Origin of the sequence: Streptomyces longisporoflavus (assembly GCF_014649775.1) — a bacterium.
Taxonomy (GTDB): Bacteria; Actinomycetota; Actinomycetes; order Streptomycetales; family Streptomycetaceae; genus Streptomyces; species Streptomyces longisporoflavus.
The window spans coordinates 262,747-280,224 of the sequence record NZ_BMTR01000011.1; the positions used below are offsets into that span (position 1 = coordinate 262,747).

Sequence of the window (17,478 nt, forward strand, 5' to 3'; positions counted from 1 at the left end):
CTCTCAGTGCGTAAAGATTCCCTCTGTCGATGTTGCCGGTGTCGTGCTCATGCGATGTCCCCATCCAGCGGAGCGCGAGGCTTCCGGCGGCTCCGTAACTCTTGTGGGGGTTCCACCACCTTGAACAGCAACACCTTCCGCCTGCCCGCACGCCGCCTCGGCGTGATCGCCACCGCCACGGCCCTCGTCGCGGGCCCCGCGGCGCTCGCCGGCGCGGGACCGGCTGCGGCGACGGGCGGCGACAAGGGCCACGCCGACGCCGTCGTGCTGCGCACCGGGCTCGACGTGTCCCTGCTCAACAAGACCCTGAACGTCCCGCTCAAGGTCGCGCTCAACGAAGTGCAGGCGCCGGCCAGCGCCGAGAAGACCGCGCTCACCGCCAAGCTGGACGGTGTCAACGCGGGCCGGCCGTTCAGCGTGCTGCGCGCGGACGTCGCCACCGCGAAGGCGAGCGTCGAGGACGGAAAGGCGGAGGGGCACAGCAACATCGCGCGGGCCGAGGTGCACGTGCCGGGCCTGCCGCTGCTGTCCCTGATCAAGGTCGACCAGGTCACGTCCAAGGCGGTCTGCGCGGCGGGCAAGCGGCCCGTCGCCGAGGCGAATCTGCTGGGCGGGGTGACCGTGCTCGGCAAGAAGGTCACGCTCTCGGCGGGCGGCACGACCCAAGTGGCGGTGCCGGGGGTCGGAGAGGTGCGGCTCGACCTGTCGAAGACGCACACGACCTCGCGTACGGCGGCGGCCACCGCGCTGGAGCTGAAGGTGTCGGTGAATCCCCTGAAGCTGAACGTCGCCGAGGTGGAGGGGACGGTGACGCTCGCGGGCGCGTCGTGCCGGACGCCCGAGGTGGCCGCCGAGCCCGAACCCTCGGCTCCCGTGGAGCCGCAGGGCGGCAAGGAGGAGAAGCCGGTGGCAGAGAAGCCGGTGGCGGAGAAGCCGCAGGAGGCGAACCTCGCCGAGACCGGGGGGAACTCGTCCACTCCGTACCTGGTGGGGGGCGCGGTCGTGCTGCTCGCCGCGGGGGGCGGCGCGGTGGCGATGACGCGCCGGGGGCGCAGGGGCTGAGTGCGGGGCGGCCCTCGACCGCCGGACGGGCCGGCAACAGCCCGTCCGGCAAGGCCTGTCCGGCGATAGCCCGTACGGCAACAGCCCGTCCGGCGGTTGAGGACGAACTCGGCGGAGCCGGTGATGACGGCAACCGGCACCCCGCTTTCAGCGCCCCAGCGCTCCCCGCACCGCCGCCAGCAACCGATCCGTGGTCCCCGTGTCCCGTACCGCCACCCGAAGCCACTCCTCCCCGAGCCCCGGAAACGTATCGCCCCGCCGCAAGGCGAAGCCCCGTTCCCGCAGGCGGTCGCGGAGGGCAGTGGCCCCCGGCGCCCGGAGCAGGACGAAGGGACCCTCCGCCGGCTCCACGGCTCGCACCCCGAAGGGGGCGAACTCCCGCAGCCCGGCCAGGAGATGGGCCCGGTCCGCGGCGATCCGCAGAGCCGCGTCGGACGCCTCCGCCAGCGCCGCGGGCGCCACACACGCCTCCGCCGCCGCAAGAGCGGGGGAGGAAACCGGCCAGAGCGGCTGCGCCCCCGCCAGGGTCGCGATCGTCTCCGGATCGGACAGGACGTAACCGATCCGCAGCCCGGCGAGGCCCCACGTCTTGGTGAGGGAACGCAGCACCACGAGCCCCGGCACGTCCGTCCGGCCCGCGAGGGCCTCCCGCTCGCCGGGCACCGCGTCCATGAACGCCTCGTCCACCACCAGGAACCGTCCGGGGCGGGCTAGTGCGGCGATCGATGCGGAGGGATGGAGCACGGACGTCGGATTCGTGGGATTGCCGATCACGACCAGGTCGGCGCCCTCGGGGACCGTCGCCCCGGAGAGACGGAACCCGTCCTCCTCCCGGAGCAGCACCCGCCCCACCGCGTGCCCCGCGTCCCGCAGCGCCGCCTCGGGTTCGGTGAACTGCGGGTGCACCACCACCGGCTGACGTACCTTCAGGGCGCGCGCGAGCAGCACGAACGCCTCCGCGGCGCCCGACGTGAGCAGCACCCGGTCCGGCGTCACGCCGTGCCGCGCGGCCACCGCCGCCCGTGCCGCCCGGCCGTCCGGGTAGGCGGCCAGGCCGTCGAGCGAGGCGGCGAGGCGCTGCTTGAGCCAGACCGGCGGGGTGTTGGCGCGGACGTTCACCGCGAGGTCGGTGAGACCGGCGGCGCCGCGGACCTCGGCATCCCCGTGATGCCGCAGGTCGGGGCCGCCGCCGTCGCGCTCAGCGGACATGTGCGCGGGCCCCCGGGCGAGTGGCGTGGTCACGGTTCGCCGAAGGGCCGCCGTCGGCGGCCGACTCCCGGTAGCGCTCCATGACGAGGTCGAGCAACTCCTCCGCGGGGCCGATCACACCCGCCGAGCGCACCTCGACCTCCGGATGCGCCGCCGCCCAGCCCTCCGTCTGCCGGCTGATCCGCTCCGGCGCGGCGCCGGTGAACAGGAAGTAGGGCAGGACGACGATCCGCCGCGCGCCCAGGCGCACGCAGCGGTCGAGGCCGGAGGGCACGTCCGGCGCGGCCAGCGACACGAACGCCGTCTCCACACCCGCGTAACCGCGTCCCTCCCACAGCAGCCGGGCCGCCCTGTGCACGTCGGCGTTGGCCTCCGGGTCCGTGGAGCCTTCGCCCACCAGGAGCACCATGACGTCCGCGCGGTCGCCCGGCGCGCGGGCCGGCCCGCCGAGCGCCTCGTCCAGGCGGCGGCCGATGACGTCCAGGAGCGAGGGGTGCGGGCCGAGCGGGCGGCCGAGGGAGTACGAGATGCCGGGGTGGTGCTCCTCGGCGCTGCCGAGCGCCGCGTGCAGCGCCGCCTCGACGCCGGCTGCCGCACGCCCGGTCGTCGCGAGCGTCAGCGGTACGGCCGTGAAACGTTCCGCCCCATGGGCCGCGAGGTCCGCGACCGCTTCGGCGAGCGACGGCGGCGGCAACGGGCCGACGACGCCCCCGGCGACCGGGAGCCCCGGATCGCGGCGTGCGAGGTCCCGCACGAAGTCCCGGAAGGCGTGCGCCCCGGCCTCGTCCCGGATGCCGTGGCCGGCGATGAGCAGTGCGGGCGGGGTGGTCACGGGGACTCCATGGTTGCTGTGCCTGTTCGTTCGGATGAGGTGTCGGACGAGGTGTCGGGTGAGGTGGTGGCGCGTGTGGCGCCCCGTACGGGAGACGCGTGGCGCGCGACGGCACAGGTTGCCATGGCCGCGCGCCCGTCCGGCGCCGACTTCCGCTTGGGCACGAGGAGTTCACCGCCGCCGCACAATGCGGAGGCCTCCGCCACGGAAGGTGTACCCGTGGCGGCGAGCGGCGCGTAGGCGGGATTGGGCACCTCGACACCGGCCAACTCGTCGGCCGCGTACGCCACGACCGGTACCCCGAGCCCGGCCGCCGCAGCGACGATGCCGGGCTCCTCGGCCTTCGCGTCGATGGTCGCCAGCGCGGCGACGCAGGACAGGGCGAGCCCCGCGTCCCGCAGGGTGTCCTGCACCAGGCCGAGAATCTCGTCGGCCGGCGCGCCCCTGCCCGCTCCGACGCCCACCACGAGGCTCGGCGCACCGCTCCCGGCGTCCGGCCCGTGGACGGCCGCCACCTGTTCGGGGGACATCGCCGGGGTCGCCCCACCGGTGGCGGCTTCGGTGTCGGCCATGGGCCGGGGCTCCTCTCGTACGGGACAGGGACGGGTCGGTGTGTGCCCCGCGACCGGATGTGGATGTGCGGGACAGGGGGTCAATCGGCTAGCAAGGGCGCATGGCGGTGTTCGTGGCGCTCGGCGCTTTCGTGATGACCCTGGTGGGCGGCTGGACGGCCCAGCGGGTCACCGACCGGCGCCACCTCGTCCTCGGGCTCGCGGGCGGCCTGATGCTCGGCGTGGTCGGCCTCGATCTGCTGCCGGAGGCGCTGGAGGCCGCGGGCGGACCGGTCTTCGGCGTACCCGCGGCGCTCCTGCTGTTCGTCGCTGGCTTCCTCGCCGCGCACCTGGTGGAACGTCTCCTCGCGGGCCGCCACGCCGGGCACGGGGCGGACGAGCACGCGGGCGGCCGGGTCCCGCAGGTGGGCCTGACGGCGGCCGGAGCGATGGTCGGGCACAGCGCCATGGACGGCGTCGCGATCGGCGCCGCGTTCCAGGTGGGCGGCGGCATGGGCGTGGCGGTGGCGCTGGCGGTCGTCGCCCATGACTTCGCGGACGGCTTCAACACGTACACGCTCACCAGCCTGTACGGAAACGCCCGCCGCAAGGCCCTCGCGATGCTCTTCGCGGACGCGGTGGCCCCGGTGGCGGGCGCCGCCTCGACGCTCCTGTTCACCATTCCGGAGCAACTGCTCGGCGGATATCTCGGCTTCTTCGGCGGCGCGCTGCTCTATCTGGCCGCAGCGGAGATCCTCCCGGAGGCGCACCACGACCATCCGGCGCGCTCGACGCTGCTGTGCACGGTGGCGGGAGCGGCGTTCATCTGGCTGGTGGTGGGCATCGCGGAGTGAGGCCGCGGCGCGCACCGGCTCCGCCCCGCGCGCCGTCCCTGCCCCGCCGGCCCCACGCACCGGTCTCACCCCCCGCACCTCTCCACGAACCGCCGGGCGATGCCGGGCTCGGCGGCCCAGTGCGTGTGCAGATAGCTCGCGTGCACGCCCTGCTGCACGAACCCCTCGACGCGCCGCTCGGGGGAGTGCATCCCCCAGGCGGGCGCGGCCCCCGCGCCCGGTTCGACGACGGTGCGGTGGAACTCGTGCCCGCGCATCCGGGTCCCGGCCGCCGCGAGCGGGCTGTCGGACACGGCGACGGCGTCGCGGTACCCGAGCGTGAGCCGCTCCGACATACGGGAGCGGACGTCGAGCACGCCGCACATCGGCTTCCCGTCGAGTTCCCGTGTCAGATACAGAAGACCGGCGCACTCGGCGGCGACGGGCGCCCCGCTGAGCGCCAGTTCGGCCACGGCCTTGCGCAGCGGTTCGTTGGCGGAGAGCTCGGGCGCGTACACCTCGGGGAACCCGCCCCCGATGATCAGGCCCGCGGTGCCGGGCGGCAGCTCCTCGTCGTGCAGCGGATCGAAGACGACGACATCGGCGCCTGCGGCCGTGAGCAGCTCGGTGTGCTCGGTGTACGAGAACGAGAACGCGGCTCCGCCCGCGACGGCGACCACCGGCCTGCGTGCCTCGCGCCTCGAAGCCTCGTCCGGCGTACGCGCGGCTCCCACGCCCGGATCCCACGTCTCGCCGGTCATCGCGGGCGCACTGCGCGCCAGCGCGAGCAGCGCGTCGAGATCGCAGCCCTCCCGCACCCTGGCGGCCAGAGCGGTCACCGAGTCGACGGCCTCGGTCTGCCGCTCGGCCACCGGAACGAGCCCCAGATGCCGCGAGGGCGTGCGGACCTGCCCCACCCGGCCGAGCGCGCCGAGTACCGGCACCCCGGACTCGCCGAGCGCGTCCCGCAGCAGCTCCTCGTGCCGGGCCGATCCCACCTTGTTGAGGATCACGCCCCCGATGCGCACCTCGGGGTCCCAGGACGCGAACCCGTGCACCAGCGCTGCCACGGAGCGGGACTGCGACGACGCGTCGACCACGAGCACCACGGGCGCCCGCAGCAGCTTGGCCACATGCGCGGTCGAAGCGAGCTCACCCTGCCCGGAGACCCCGTCGTACAGCCCCATGACGCCCTCGACCACGGCGAGATCGGAGCCGCGCGCCCCGTGGTTGAACAGCGGCGCCACCATCTGGGGCCCGCACATGAAGGCGTCGAGGTTCCGGCCAGGGCGGCCCGTGGCCAGCGCGTGATAGCCGGGATCGATGTAGTCGGGCCCCACCTTGTGCGGCGACACCGCGAGGCCCGCCGCCGCGAAAGCCGCCATCAAGCCCGTGGCCACGGTCGTCTTCCCGCTCCCGGACGACGGCGCGGCGACGACAAGCCGAGCTACCACTCGATGCCCCTCTGGCCCTTCTGCCCCGCGTCCATCGGATGCTTGACCTTGGACATGTCGGTGACGAGATCGGCGAACTCGACCAGCGCATCGGGTGCGTAGCGCCCGGTGATGACCACGTGCTGGTGCCCCGGCCGATTCCGGAGGACCTCGACCACCTCGTCCACGTCGATCCAGCCCCAGTGCAGGAGATAGGCGAACTCGTCGAGGACGTACAGCGAGTACGTCTCGGCGGCGAGGTCGCGCTTGACCTGCTCCCAGCCCTCGCGGGCCTTGTCCTCGTGGCTCGGCTCGCCCTCGGCGGGCGCCCGCTGGATCCACGACCAGCCCTCGCCCATCTTGTTCCAGGTGACGGACCCGCCCTCGTCGCTCGCCCCGAGCACCTTCAGGGCGTTCTCCTCGCCGACCTTCCACTTCGCCGACTTCACGAACTGGAAGACCCCGATGGGCCAGCCCTGATTCCAGGCCCGCAGCGCCATCCCGAAAGCGGCGGTGGACTTTCCCTTGCCGATCCCGGTGTGCACCATCACCAGCGGCCGGTTGCGCCGCTGACGCGTGGTGAGCCCGTCGTCCGGCACCACGTTCGGCTGTCCCTGCGGCATCAGGCCACGCTCCTCATCTGTGTTCCCTGTACGTCCTTGACGAGCCCGGCGATCGACTCGGCCCGCAGCTCGTCGAGGGTCACGGCGGTCCCGCCGAGCTCGCCCGCCAGCTGCCCCGCGAGCCCGAGCCGGATGGGCCCCGCCTCGCAGTCGACGACCACCGAGGCGATCCCGGCGGCCCCGAAGAGCCGCGCGGCGCGCCCCGCCCTGGCCACCGGATCCACACCTCCCGTCGCCCTGCCGTCCGTGACGACCACGACCAGGGGACGCCGTGCCGGGTCCCGCAGCCGCTCGACCCGCAGCACCTCGTGCGCCGTGAGCAGCCCGGCGGCGACCGGCGTACGCCCGCCCGTAGGCAGCGTCTCAAGCCGGGCGGCGGCAGCGTCGACGGACGAGGTGGGCGGCAACGCCACCTCGGCATCGGCGCCCCGGAAGGTGACGAGCCCGACCTTGTCCCGCCGCTGGTAGGCGTCGAGCAGCAACGAGAGCACCGCGCCCTTCACGGCACTCATCCGCTTCCGCGCGGCCATCGACCCGGAGGCATCCACCACGAAGAGCACGAGGTTGCCCTCACGCCCCTCCCGCGTCGCCTGCCGCAGATCGTCCCGCCGCACGACGAGCCCGCGCCCCGAGCGACCGCGCGCCCGCTGGTGCGGGGCGGCCGCCTGCACGGTGGCCGCCAGGTGCAGCTTGGTGAGCGCGCCCTGCGGACGCCGGGCCCCGGTGGTCCGCCCGTGCTCGGTGCGCGCCCTGGAGCGGCGCCCCGCGGCGCCCTCACCGAGACCGGGCACGCTCAGCATCTTCGTACGGAACGGCTCGGAGGCCCGCACGGCCTGCTGCTCGCCGGCGCTCGCGGCGGGGGCCTGCGCGGGGGAGGCGTCGTCGTCCCTCCCGACCTCGCTCTCGGTGTCGGCCGCGGGGGCGTCGTGCGCGTCGGGGGCGGGGGATTCGGGTGCTTCGGGGGCGTCGGGCCCGTCCTGCGGCGGCTGCCCGCCTCCGCCGGGGCCGTCGGGGTCGTCGTCCCCGTCCGTGCCGTCGCCGTCCGTGCCGTCCCCGTCGTCGGCCTGGTCGCCGTTCTGCTCCAGCGTGTCGTCGAGCTTGTCCTCGTCGAGTCCCGGCGCGTCGAAGGGGTTGCGCCGCCGCCGGTGCGGAAGCGCGAGGAGAGCGGCCTGCCGTACGTCCTCCGCGAGCACGCCCTCGCGCCCCGCCCAGGCGGCGAGCGCCGTCGCCGTACGCGCCATCACGATGTCGGCCCGCATCCCGTCGACCTCGAAGGCCGCACAGGTGGCGGCGATCTGCCGCAACGCGCCGTCACCGAGCCGCACCCGGGGAAGCAGCGCGCGCGCCGCGACGATCCGGTCCCGCAGCGCGGACTCGTCCTCGTGCCAGCGCGCGGCGAATCCCTCCGCGTCGTCGTCGTACGCGAGCCGCCGCCGTACGACCTCGACCCGCTGGTCGGTCTCGCGCGAGGCGGCGACCTCCACGGTGAGTCCGAACCGGTCGAGCAACTGCGGCCGCAGTTCGCCCTCTTCGGGGTTCATGGTGCCGACGAGCAGGAAGCGCGCGGCATGGCGCACGGACACGCCCTCGCGCTCGACGTACGAGGCGCCCATGGCGGCGGCGTCGAGCAGCAGGTCGACCAAGTGGTCGTGCAGCAGGTTGACTTCGTCGACGTAGAGGATGCCGCGGTGGGCGTCGGCGAGCAGTCCCGGCTCGAAGGCCTTGACGCCCTCGGCGAGCGCCCGCTCGATGTCGAGCGCGCCGACAAGACGGTCCTCGGAGGCGCCGACGGGCAGCTCCACCATCCGCGCGTCCCGCACCGACGCGCCGCCGGCGTCGTGCGGACCGTCGGGGCAGGCGGGGTCGGGGGCGGCCGGGTCGCAGGAGAAGCGGCAGCCCGCGACGACGGGCACCTGCGGCAGCAGGGCGGAGAGCGCGCGTACGGCGGTGGACTTGGCGGTGCCCTTCTCCCCGCGCACGAGCACGCCGCCGACGGCGGGCGAGACGGCGTTGAGCAGCAGGGCGAGGCGCAGGTCGTCCTGCCCGACGAGGGCGGTGAACGGATAGGGGGTACTCACAAGGCCTCCATTACGTGGTTCGGGGCGGGGCAGGGGGCAGCGGCAGCGGCGGCTTTCACCCGTTCCCCTCCGCCGGTCGTGCGGGCGCCCCGGGTGCGATGAAGGGGAGGCCGGACGGGGCGCCGGTCTCGATGAGGCGCAGCAGCGCGTCCGTGTCCGCGTGGTGCTCGATCAGGTCGCCGAGCAGGTCGAGCTGCTCCTCGCGCAGGGTGCCGAAGCTGGTGTCGGGCGCGGGCACGAAGCGGCGCCCGGCGGCGCTGGCCACCTCGGTCAGGAAGCGGCGCCGGAACGCGTCGCTCTCCAGGGAGCCGTGCCAGTGCGTGCCCCACACCTCGCCGACGCGGCAGCCGTCCAGGAAGGGTTCCCCGCCCAGGACTTCGGCGACGCCGTGATGGATCTCGTACCCCTCGACGGGTGCACCGAGGGCCTCGCCGACCGGCCTCGCCAGAGTCTTCTCGCGCGCGAAACGGACGCGCACGGGCAGCAGTCCGAGCCCGTCCACGGCTCCCGCCCGCGATTCGACGTCGTCCTCGATGTGCTCGCCGAGCAGCTGGAAACCGCCGCAGATCCCGAGCACGGGGCGCCCTTCCGCCGCGCGCCGCGCGATGGCGTCCGCCAGACCCCGCTCACGCAGCCACTGCAAAGCACGGACGGTGCCGCGCGTGCCCGGTACGACCACGAGATCGGCGTCGACGAGCTCCTCTGCCCGATCCACGAACCGCACGACGACACCGGGTTCGGCCGCCAGCGCGTCCACGTCCGTGAAGTTCGACATCAGCGGCACGGCACAGACGGCGACGCGCAGCACGTCGTCACCGACCGGGGGAGCGACGACGGACTCCCGTACGGCGCCTCGCAGGGAGACCCGGAGCCCGTCCTCCTCGTCGATGCCGAGGCCGTGCTGGAACGGCAGCACGCCGAACGTGCGCCGCCCGGTGAGGTCCTTGAGCATGTCTAGGCCGGGTTCGAGCAGCGAGACGTCGCCGCGGAACTTGTTGACGAGGTACCCCGCGACCAGCTCCTGGTCCTCGGCGCTCAGCAGCGCGGTGGTCCCGAAGAAGGAGGCGAAGACGCCCCCGCGGTCGATGTCGCCCACGACGAGGACGGGGAAGCGGGCGGCCCGCGCGATGCCCATGTTCACGATGTCAGTGCGCCGCAGATTGATCTCGGCGGGACTCCCCGCGCCTTCGCAGATCACGGCGTCATAGCTGCCCCGAAGCTCTTCGAGGCATCCCACGACGGTGGAGAGCAACTGCTCCTGCCGCCCCCCGTGGTAGCCGCGCGCGCTCATCTCGCCCACGGGCTTGCCCATCAGGACGACCTGGCTGCTGCGGTCACTGCCCGGCTTGAGCAGCACGGGGTTCATCAGCGCGCTCGGCTCGACGCGGGCGGCCTGCGCCTGCATGGCCTGGGCCCGCCCGATCTCCGCGCCCTCGCGCGTGACGAAGGAGTTGAGGGACATGTTCTGCGCCTTGAACGGCGCGACGGAGACCCCCTTACGGGTCAGCCACCGGCAGATCCCGGCGGTGATCACGCTCTTCCCGGCATCCGATGTGGTCCCGGCAACGAGCAGCCCACCACTCATCAGGCCCCGCCCTTCCGCATAGTGCTCACCACTGCCGCGACCCCCAGGGCGAGCAGCCCCACCCGGCGCGACAGCTTCACGGCCCGTTCGATGTCGGCGACCTCGACGCCCCGCCCGTCCCCGTTCAGGACAGGCCGGTGCTCGACCCGCCCTCCGTACGAGAGGCTCCCCCCGAGCCGTACCCCCAACGCCCCCGCGAACGCGGCCTCGACGGGCCCCGCGTTGGGGCTCGGATGCTTCGCGGCGTCCGCACGCCAGGCCCGCACCGCACCGCGCGGCGAGTCCCCGGCGGCGGCCGCGAGCACGGCGGTGAGCCGGGCACCCGGCCACCCCAGAACATCGTCGAGCCGCGCGGAGGCCCACCCGTAACGCCGGTACTTCGGGGACTTGTGCCCGACCATGGCGTCCAGCGTGTTCACGGCCCGGAAGCCGACGAGTCCGGGAACCCCGCCGAGCGCGCCCCACACCAGGGCGCCGACCACGGCGTCGGAGGTGTTCTCGGCGACGGACTCGACCACGGCCCGCGCGATGCCGTCGGCGTCCAGGGCCTGCGGGTCACGCCCGCACAGATGCGGCAGGCGCTCCCTGGCGACCTCGACGTCCCCGGCGGCGAGCGCCCCGCCGATGGCCCGCGCCTCACGCCCCAGGGAGGTCCCGCCGACCACGGCCCAGGTGGCGGCGGCGGTCAGCGCGACGGACGCGGCGCGTGAGTCGCGTACGAGGGAGGAGGCCAGGGCGGCGGCACCGGCCGCACCCCCGGCGCACACCACGGCGTGCAGGGCGCCCCACCCGCGGTGATCACGCCACAGCAGACGCTCGACAGCGCTCGCGCCTCGCCCGAACACGGCGACCGGATGCCCGCGGCGGGGGTCGCCGAGGAACAGATCACCGAGGAGGCCGGCGGCGGCGCCGTACGCGAAGTCGCGATCGGCACTCATGGCTTCAGCCGGCCGGTACGAGGAGGGGAGCGAGGCGCCCGGCCCGGGCGGGCAGGGGCACAGGAACCGGCAACGGGCGGCCGCGCATGGCGATATGTCCTCACTCAGGGTGTCCGCGCCCTGATTCGACGAGATCGGCGGCGAGAGTTCCTGGCTCCCGGGGAGTCCGGCTGACCCGGCTCCCCGATGACAGTGGCGGGACCGCGCCGGATTCGCACCGGCTTCCTCACCTGCCGCCGTAATGGCTCCGGCAGTCCACCACGCCCACGTACGCCCGTCAACTTGCCGTTGACCTGGGGCGGGAGAGTGTGCCGAGGCCCACAGCCCGGCCCACGCACAAAGGCGGGGTGCGGGCCGCCGAAGCGTCCCGCACCCCGCCCTGAGCTGTGATCGTCGGGCGACGGTCAGGTCAGATGTCAGGCGACGATCAGATAGATCCCGTACGCCACGGCCGCCGCGCAGAGTGCGAAGCAGACGTACGCTCCCGTGCGCGCCGCCATCGGAGCGCTGCCCGCGGAGGAAGCGGTTGCCGGGGTGGCGGCGCCGGATGTTGCCGTCTCTCGCTTGGAGAGGGCGACGATGCCGAGGGTGAACAGGCCCACCAGGGCCACCGTCACCGCGAGGCTGACTCCGAAGACGGAGCCGAGTGCTGCCCAGTCGATGTTCATGCTGTGTCCTTACACCGTGGCGGGCCGGGCGGGGTCCGCCGCGGTGCCGGTCGGGGACGCGATGGTGGCCTTGACGAAGTCGACGTCGGCGCTCGCCACGGCCGACCCGGTGGGCGGCGGAGTGACGGCGGCCATCGCGGTGGTCACGACGCCGGCGGGCTCGGCGGCCGGAGCGGCGCCGATCTCGTCGTCGGCGACGTTCGTGTGGTCCACGGCGTTGCGCCGGGACAGCGTCCAGATGACGGCGGAGCCGATCACCAGGAGCGCGGCGGTCGCGCCGACGCCCCAGGGGCCCTGCTTGGTGAGGAACTCCGCGCCCGCGCCGACCAGACCCGCGGCCGGGAGCGTGAGGCCCCAGGCGACGAACATGCGGGTCGCCGTGGACCAGCGGACCACGCCGCCCTTGCGGCCGAGGCCCGCGCCCATCACGGCGCCCGAGCAGACCTGGGTGGTGGAGAGCGAGAAGCCGATGTGCGAGGAGGCGAGGATCGCGGTCGCGGCGCTGGTCTGGGCGGCGAAGCCCTGCTGCGGCGCGAGGTCCGTGAGGCCCTTGCCCATGGTGCGGATGATGCGCCAGCCGCCGAGGTAGGTGCCGAGCGCGATGGCGACGCCGGCCGAGACGATGACCCACATCGGAGGGTTGGCGCCGGGGTTCAGGACGCCGCCGGTGATCAGGGCGAGCGTGATGATGCCCATGGTCTTCTGCGCGTCGTTCGTGCCGTGCGCCAGCGAGACGAGGCCCGCGGAGGCGATCTGACCGGTGCGGTAGCCCTTGGCGGTCGCCTTGGTGTCGGTGTTGCGCCCGATGCGGTACGTCAGGCGCGTGGCCAGCGTCGCGGCGATACCGGCCACGAGGGGCGCGGCGATCGCGGGGATCAGGATCTTGGTGACGACGGTGCCGCCGTTGATCGACGACCAGCCCATCGACATGACCGCGGCTCCGATGAGGCCGCCGAAGAGTGCGTGGGAGGAGCTGGAGGGCAGGCCCACCAGCCAGGTCAACAGATTCCAGAGGATCGCGCCCACCAGGGCCGCGAAGATCACCTCTGTCTTCAGTCCGTCCTCGTTGACGATGCCGCCAGAGATCGTCTTGGCGACTTCGACCGACAGGAATGCGCCGACGAGATTCAGCACGGCGGACATGGCCACCGCCGTCTTGGGCTTGAGGGCGCCAGTCGAGATGGTTGTGGCCATCGCGTTGGCTGTGTCGTGGAAACCGTTCGTGAAATCGAACACGAGAGCGGTAACGATCACGATCCCGAGGAGAAGCGTGATGTGTTCCATTTACCCAGGCTTCTGTTGGACGTCAGTGGCAAGTGGAACGTAAGCAAGCAGGGTGAACGGAAAGTGAACTGGGTCGGGCCGTGCGGTGACCCAATACGAGGCAATCGCACTCCGGTTCCGTCGCGCCCCCGTCGAAGGCCGGCCCGAGCGGCGCGGTGCGGCCCGGAATCCGGGCCTCCGGGGTGTCGTTCCACCCTGCCCACCCTCGCACTGTCCGCGGGCGAATCGCCTCAGCTGGTTCAGCGAGCCGTCGAAGAGATCCTGATCACCCGGCAGCCCGCCGCCGCCGTTTTCGTACCGCCGGAACGCGAGACGCGATGCGTGGCCGGCCTCCTGCGGGACGAGGTGCCCGGCACCGCCGGACGGTGTGCTTCCGGCACGAGGAGAGGTCATGCCCTTCCGCCTCGCCCGCCCCGAAACCGGAATCTCGGCGAGGGGGTCCGTCCGGGGGCCGGAGAAGTGTATGAGTCGCCGCCGAGGCCGCGATGACGCGGGCGCGCGGCGCGTCGGGACGGCGGGCGGTCTATGTGCGGGCACGGGCGGTCGTGGGAGGGCACGGGCGGTCAGGGGCCATCCTCCGACTCCTGAATTCCGTCCTACGGTCCCGCCGCCCGGACTGACAGGATCACGGCATGACGGAGCAGCGGGACGTGACGGGGCAGCCGGGCGCGGCGGGGCAGCGGGACACGACGAAGCCGGGCGGGACGGAGCAGTCGGGCGAGGGGCAGCGGGACGTGACGGGACAGCCGGGCGAGGGGCAGCGGAAGGTGACGGGACAGCCGGGCGCGGCGGGGCGGTCGGGCGCGGCGGAGCAGCGGGACGTGACGGAGCAGCGGGACGCGGCGGGGCGGCCGGGCATGACGGAGCAGTGGGAAGTGACCGGGCAGCGGAACGTGGCGGGGCAGGCGGGCCAGGGGCAGCAGGACGCGATCGCGCGGGCGTGGGACGCGCTGGTGGCCGCGGCCCGCCGAACGGTGGCGGACGGCCTGGTGGTCGGCACCTCGGGGAACGTCTCGGTGCGCGTCGGCGCCACCATCCTGGTCACCCCCAGCGGAGTGCCGTACGACCGGCTCGGACCCGGGGACGCGGTCGGCGTCGACGCGGACGGCAACCGGCTCTTCGGCGACCTCGCTCCCACCAGCGAACTTCCCATGCACCTGGCCGTCTACCGCACCACGGACGCGGGAGCCGTGGTCCACACCCACGCGGTGCACGCCACCGCCGTCTCCACCCTCGTCCCCGAACTGCCGCCCATCCACTACATGGCGGCCGCGCTCGGCGGCCCGGTCCGGGTCGCCCGGTACGCGCCCTATGGCTCCGACGAGTTGGCCGAGCACATGCTCAGGGCCCTCAGGCAACGCACGGGCTGCCTGCTCCAGAACCACGGGACCCTCACCTACGGAACCACCCTGGACCAGGCGTATGACCGCACGGCCCAGCTGGAGTGGATGTGCCGCCTCTGGCTGACGGCCAGCGCGATCCCGGGCCACGCCCCGACGCTCCTGTCCCCGGGACAGCTGCGGGAAGCGGAGGACAGACTGCGGGGCTACGGCCAGCGCTGAGGGGCCGCCGCGTCCGAGGTGGTTCCGCCGCGGGAACACGGATTCGGAGCACCGCCCGCGGGTACGCGGGGCCGCATGACGTCACCCCGCGGGCTACGCCCACTGGCCGTGGCCACTCGCTCGCCGGAGACTGGGCAGGTGCGCCCAGCCAAAGCGACGGCAACGGCCGTCACCGCCGTCACGACCGCCCTCCTGGGCGGCGCAGCCGCCGTCGCCGCGGGCCGGTTCGCCAGCAACGCGGCCCTGAAGCCGGCGGCGGGCCGCCCGCTGCCGACCGAGCCCCGCCTCACGGTCCACTCGGCCGCCGACGGCCAGATCACCCTGACCCGCGCCCTCGCGAGCCTGCGTCCCGGCACGTACGGCCTGAGCGGCAACGGCAGCCATGCCGTGATCGGGCCCGTCCTGGACGCCGCGCCGCACGAGGCGGACACCGTCGTACGCCGACTCGAACGCGTCACGCACGGCACCCTGGAACCCGGCGCGAAGGTCTGGCTCACCCCGCAGGTCCACATCGGCGACCCGTACGCCGCCCTGGACATCGACCACGCGGACGTCGACATCCCCGGCGAACTCGGCGGTTTGCCCGCCTGGTTCGTGCCGGGCGTCCGCGACACGTGGGTGATCACCGTGCACGGCCTCGGCACGACCCGCGAGCACCCCATGGTCGTCATGGACTTCCTGCACCACCAGCAGTTCCCCGTGCTCGACATCGCCTACCGCGGCGACCTCGGCGCGCCCCGCTCCCCGGACGGCCTCGGCCACCTCGGCGAGACCGAGTGGCACGACCTGGACGCCGCCATCCGCTACGCCGTGCGGCACGGCGCGCAGAACGTGATCCTGCACGGCTGGTCCACCGGCGCCGCCATGGTCCTGCACGCCGCCGCGCACTCGGCCCTGCGCGAGAGGATCAGCGGGCTCGTCCTCGACTCCCCGGTGCTCAACTGGGAGACCACCCTGCGCGCGCTCGCCGCCGCCCGGCGCACGCCCGGGCTCCTTCTGCCGCTCGCGGTGCGCGCCGCCCAGGGCCGTACAGGGCTGCGCGGCGACCGCATCCTGGAGACCGCCGACCCCGGAGCGCTCAAGGTCCCCACCCTTCTCTTCCACGGCCCCGACGACGTGATCGCCCCCTGGGCGCCGTCCCGTCAACTGGCGGAGATGCGCCCGGAACTGGTCACCCTCCACACGGTTCCGGATGCGCCCCACGGAGCCATGTGGAACGCCGACCCCGTGGGCTACGAAGAGGCGCTGCGGCGCTTCCTCACGCCCCTCATGTAGCGACCCGGGGCCCGTCGACGCGGCCCTCCGAAGCCCCGTACGGGCATTCCGTTTGGGTTTTCGGACCGTCAACAGGAAGACTGCTCCCGTGACGTCCCGTATCCCGCGCGACTCAAGGCTCCGACTCGTCCGCGCTCAATCCCCCAGGGCCGAGAGGCGAGCGGGGGCGGAGCGCGGTACAGCGCGGCCCCTGACCGCCCCCGGCGCCGTGACACAGCAGCGTGCGCGCCGTCCCGCACCCCGGCCGCCCGAGGGCACACCCGCCCCGGGCGAGCTGGCCAGGATGGCGCGGGGACGCCTCGCCGACGCCGTCCGGGTCGCCCGCTGGGCCGACACCGCCCTGCGCCCCGGACGCGGCCGCGCCGGAGCCACGGGCGACGGCAGGGGCACCCTCTCCGCCGCCACCGCCGAACGCGCGGCGGAAGAACTCGCGCTGACCCCGGATCAGGTACGCGCCGACTGGGACACCGCACGGCTCGCCGGTCTCATCGAGGTGCACGGCGACAGCGCACGCCCCGGCTGGCGGCTGCGCGCCTGGGACCGCGACGACGCCGCCGTGCTGCGCGGCTGGGTCGCCCTCTTCGACGCCTGGTCGCTCACGCAGGCGGCCTCCCGTGAGCTGCCGCCCGCCATCGTGGCCGAGACCGTCGAGGCCATGCCGCAGCTCCTCACCCTGCTCCAGCTCTCCGCGGGCCCCGTCCCCGTGCCGCAGCTCCTCGACCTCCTCGAGCAACGCGTCACCGAACTGCGCACGGAACGCTGCGAGATCCCCTACGGCCCGCAGCCCGAGCCCGCCGAGCCGGTCGCGCCGGCCGAGACCCCGGCCCTCGCCACCCTCCTCGACTGGGCACTGCGCGGCCTCGCCGCCGTCGGCGCGCTGACGTACGCCGAAGGACAGGCCACGCTCACGCCGCTCGGCAGCTGGGCCGTCTGGGTCAAGCTGGAGCAGATCTGCGTGGCCGCGCAGAGCCCGGCCGGGAACATCGAGCAGTCCGCGGAGGACATGCTCCGCGGCTGCGCGCGCCTGCGCCCGAACGCGGCCCGCTCCGAGTACCGCGCGTGGCTCGCGGCCCGCCCCGTCGGCAGCGCCGTCGCCGAGCTCCTGGAGGCGGCCCGCGGCGAGGACGCCCTCCTGCGCGGCCTCGCCTTCGAGGCCCTGCGCGTCGTCGGGGCCCCGGCCGAGGCGGAGGTGCGTGCCGTCGTGGACGAGACCCCCCTGCGGCCCTACGCCCTCATCTGGCTCGCCGAGCAGGAGGGCGCCGACCCCGAGGACGTCCACCTCGTCCTGACCCGGGACGAATCGACGTGGCTGTGGGTCGACACCGCCGCGGCGGTCGCCGACCACGGGGAGACCCATCTCCTCGTACGGCACCTGGAGTCCGCGGTGCAGCCCACGGTGCCCGCGCTCCTGGACGAGGTCCGGCGCATCGGCCACCCCCGCACGGTCCAGGTCCTGGTGGCGCTGGCCGCGGCCCACCCCGACCCGGCGCTCGCCAAGGCCGTGCGCCGGGCGGCCTTCCAGGTGCACACCGGCGGGGTGTAGCG

At 74.1% G+C, this 17,478-nt stretch carries 14 protein-coding genes, 1 pseudogene and 1 riboswitch; of the genes and pseudogenes, 5 read left to right on the forward strand and 10 right to left on the reverse strand.

Annotated elements, in window-relative coordinates:
* The first annotated feature begins 120 nt into the window (after window positions 1–120).
* Window positions 121–1,062, forward strand: a complete 942-nt coding sequence (locus IE226_RS23650; RefSeq protein ID WP_190083325.1) for an SCO1860 family LAETG-anchored protein — start codon at window positions 121–123, stop codon at window positions 1,060–1,062.
* A gap of 147 nt (window positions 1,063–1,209) precedes the next feature.
* Here IE226_RS23650 and cobC read toward each other — a convergent pair whose 3' ends face one another.
* The 3 genes and pseudogenes from cobC to IE226_RS23665 all read right to left on the reverse strand — a co-directional run.
* The gene (gene cobC / locus IE226_RS23655; protein ID WP_190083326.1) at window positions 1,210–2,271 is read right to left on the reverse strand and encodes an Rv2231c family histidinol phosphate aminotransferase CobC; all 1,062 of its coding nucleotides are present in this window, start codon (window positions 2,269–2,271) and stop codon (window positions 1,210–1,212) included.
* Window positions 2,261–3,103 (reverse strand): sirohydrochlorin chelatase, encoded by an 843-nt coding sequence (locus IE226_RS23660; RefSeq protein WP_190083327.1) that lies wholly within the window; start codon window positions 3,101–3,103, stop codon window positions 2,261–2,263. The genes cobC and IE226_RS23660 overlap by 11 nt, the downstream gene beginning before the upstream one ends.
* 80 nt (window positions 3,104–3,183) lie before the next feature.
* Window positions 3,184–3,579 (reverse strand): annotated as a pseudogene (locus tag IE226_RS23665) (cobalamin biosynthesis protein); the annotation flags it as partial.
* Between the two features lie 197 nt (window positions 3,580–3,776).
* On the opposite strand from IE226_RS23665, the gene IE226_RS23670 reads away from it, so the two are divergent.
* Window positions 3,777–4,508, forward strand: a complete 732-nt coding sequence (locus IE226_RS23670; protein WP_190083329.1) for a ZIP family metal transporter — start codon at window positions 3,777–3,779, stop codon at window positions 4,506–4,508.
* A gap of 65 nt (window positions 4,509–4,573) precedes the next feature.
* Here IE226_RS23670 and IE226_RS23675 read toward each other — a convergent pair whose 3' ends face one another.
* The 7 genes from IE226_RS23675 to IE226_RS23705 form a co-directional block, all read right to left on the reverse strand.
* Window positions 4,574–5,941: a cobyrinic acid a,c-diamide synthase CobB gene (locus IE226_RS23675; RefSeq protein WP_190083330.1), complete on the reverse strand. Its 1,368-nt coding sequence runs from the start codon at window positions 5,939–5,941 to the stop codon at window positions 4,574–4,576.
* Window positions 5,935–6,543, reverse strand: a complete 609-nt coding sequence (gene cobO, locus IE226_RS23680) for a cob(I)yrinic acid a,c-diamide adenosyltransferase (RefSeq protein ID WP_190083331.1) — start codon at window positions 6,541–6,543, stop codon at window positions 5,935–5,937. Before cobO ends, IE226_RS23675 begins: the two co-directional genes overlap by 7 nt.
* On the reverse strand, window positions 6,543–8,621 hold the full coding sequence (locus tag IE226_RS23685) for a putative cobaltochelatase (protein WP_190083332.1): 2,079 nt from the start codon (window positions 8,619–8,621) through the stop codon (window positions 6,543–6,545). Before IE226_RS23685 ends, cobO begins: the two co-directional genes overlap by 1 nt.
* 55 nt (window positions 8,622–8,676) lie before the next feature.
* Entirely contained in the window at window positions 8,677–10,206 is a 1,530-nt protein-coding gene (locus IE226_RS23690) for a cobyric acid synthase (RefSeq protein ID WP_190083333.1), read from the reverse strand.
* Complete coding sequence (locus tag IE226_RS23695) at window positions 10,206–11,144, reverse strand: cobalamin biosynthesis protein (protein ID WP_190083334.1); 939 nt, start codon at window positions 11,142–11,144, stop codon at window positions 10,206–10,208. The genes IE226_RS23690 and IE226_RS23695 overlap by 1 nt, the downstream gene beginning before the upstream one ends.
* A 122-nt stretch (window positions 11,145–11,266) precedes the next feature.
* A riboswitch (cobalamin riboswitch) is annotated at window positions 11,267–11,419 on the reverse strand.
* A gap of 141 nt (window positions 11,420–11,560) precedes the next feature.
* The gene (locus IE226_RS23700; RefSeq protein WP_190083335.1) at window positions 11,561–11,812 is read right to left on the reverse strand and encodes a hypothetical protein; all 252 of its coding nucleotides are present in this window, start codon (window positions 11,810–11,812) and stop codon (window positions 11,561–11,563) included.
* A gap of 9 nt (window positions 11,813–11,821) precedes the next feature.
* Window positions 11,822–13,096 carry an inorganic phosphate transporter gene (locus IE226_RS23705; RefSeq protein WP_190083336.1) on the reverse strand — a complete coding sequence of 425 codons (1,275 nt, stop codon included), beginning with the start codon at window positions 13,094–13,096 and terminating at the stop codon, window positions 11,822–11,824.
* An 857-nt stretch (window positions 13,097–13,953) separates the two neighbouring features.
* Here IE226_RS23705 and IE226_RS23710 point away from each other — a divergent pair.
* From IE226_RS23710 to IE226_RS23720, 3 genes are all read left to right on the forward strand, one after another.
* Window positions 13,954–14,658 carry a class II aldolase/adducin family protein gene (locus IE226_RS23710; protein ID WP_190083416.1) on the forward strand — a complete coding sequence of 235 codons (705 nt, stop codon included), beginning with the start codon at window positions 13,954–13,956 and terminating at the stop codon, window positions 14,656–14,658.
* A 138-nt stretch (window positions 14,659–14,796) separates the two neighbouring features.
* Entirely contained in the window at window positions 14,797–15,933 is a 1,137-nt protein-coding gene (locus tag IE226_RS23715) for an alpha/beta hydrolase family protein (RefSeq protein ID WP_190083337.1), read from the forward strand.
* An 88-nt stretch (window positions 15,934–16,021) separates the two neighbouring features.
* Window positions 16,022–17,476, forward strand: coding sequence for a lysozyme family protein (locus IE226_RS23720; RefSeq protein ID WP_190083338.1), 1,455 nt, complete (start codon window positions 16,022–16,024; stop codon window positions 17,474–17,476).
* The last annotated feature ends 2 nt before the right edge of the window (window positions 17,477–17,478 follow it).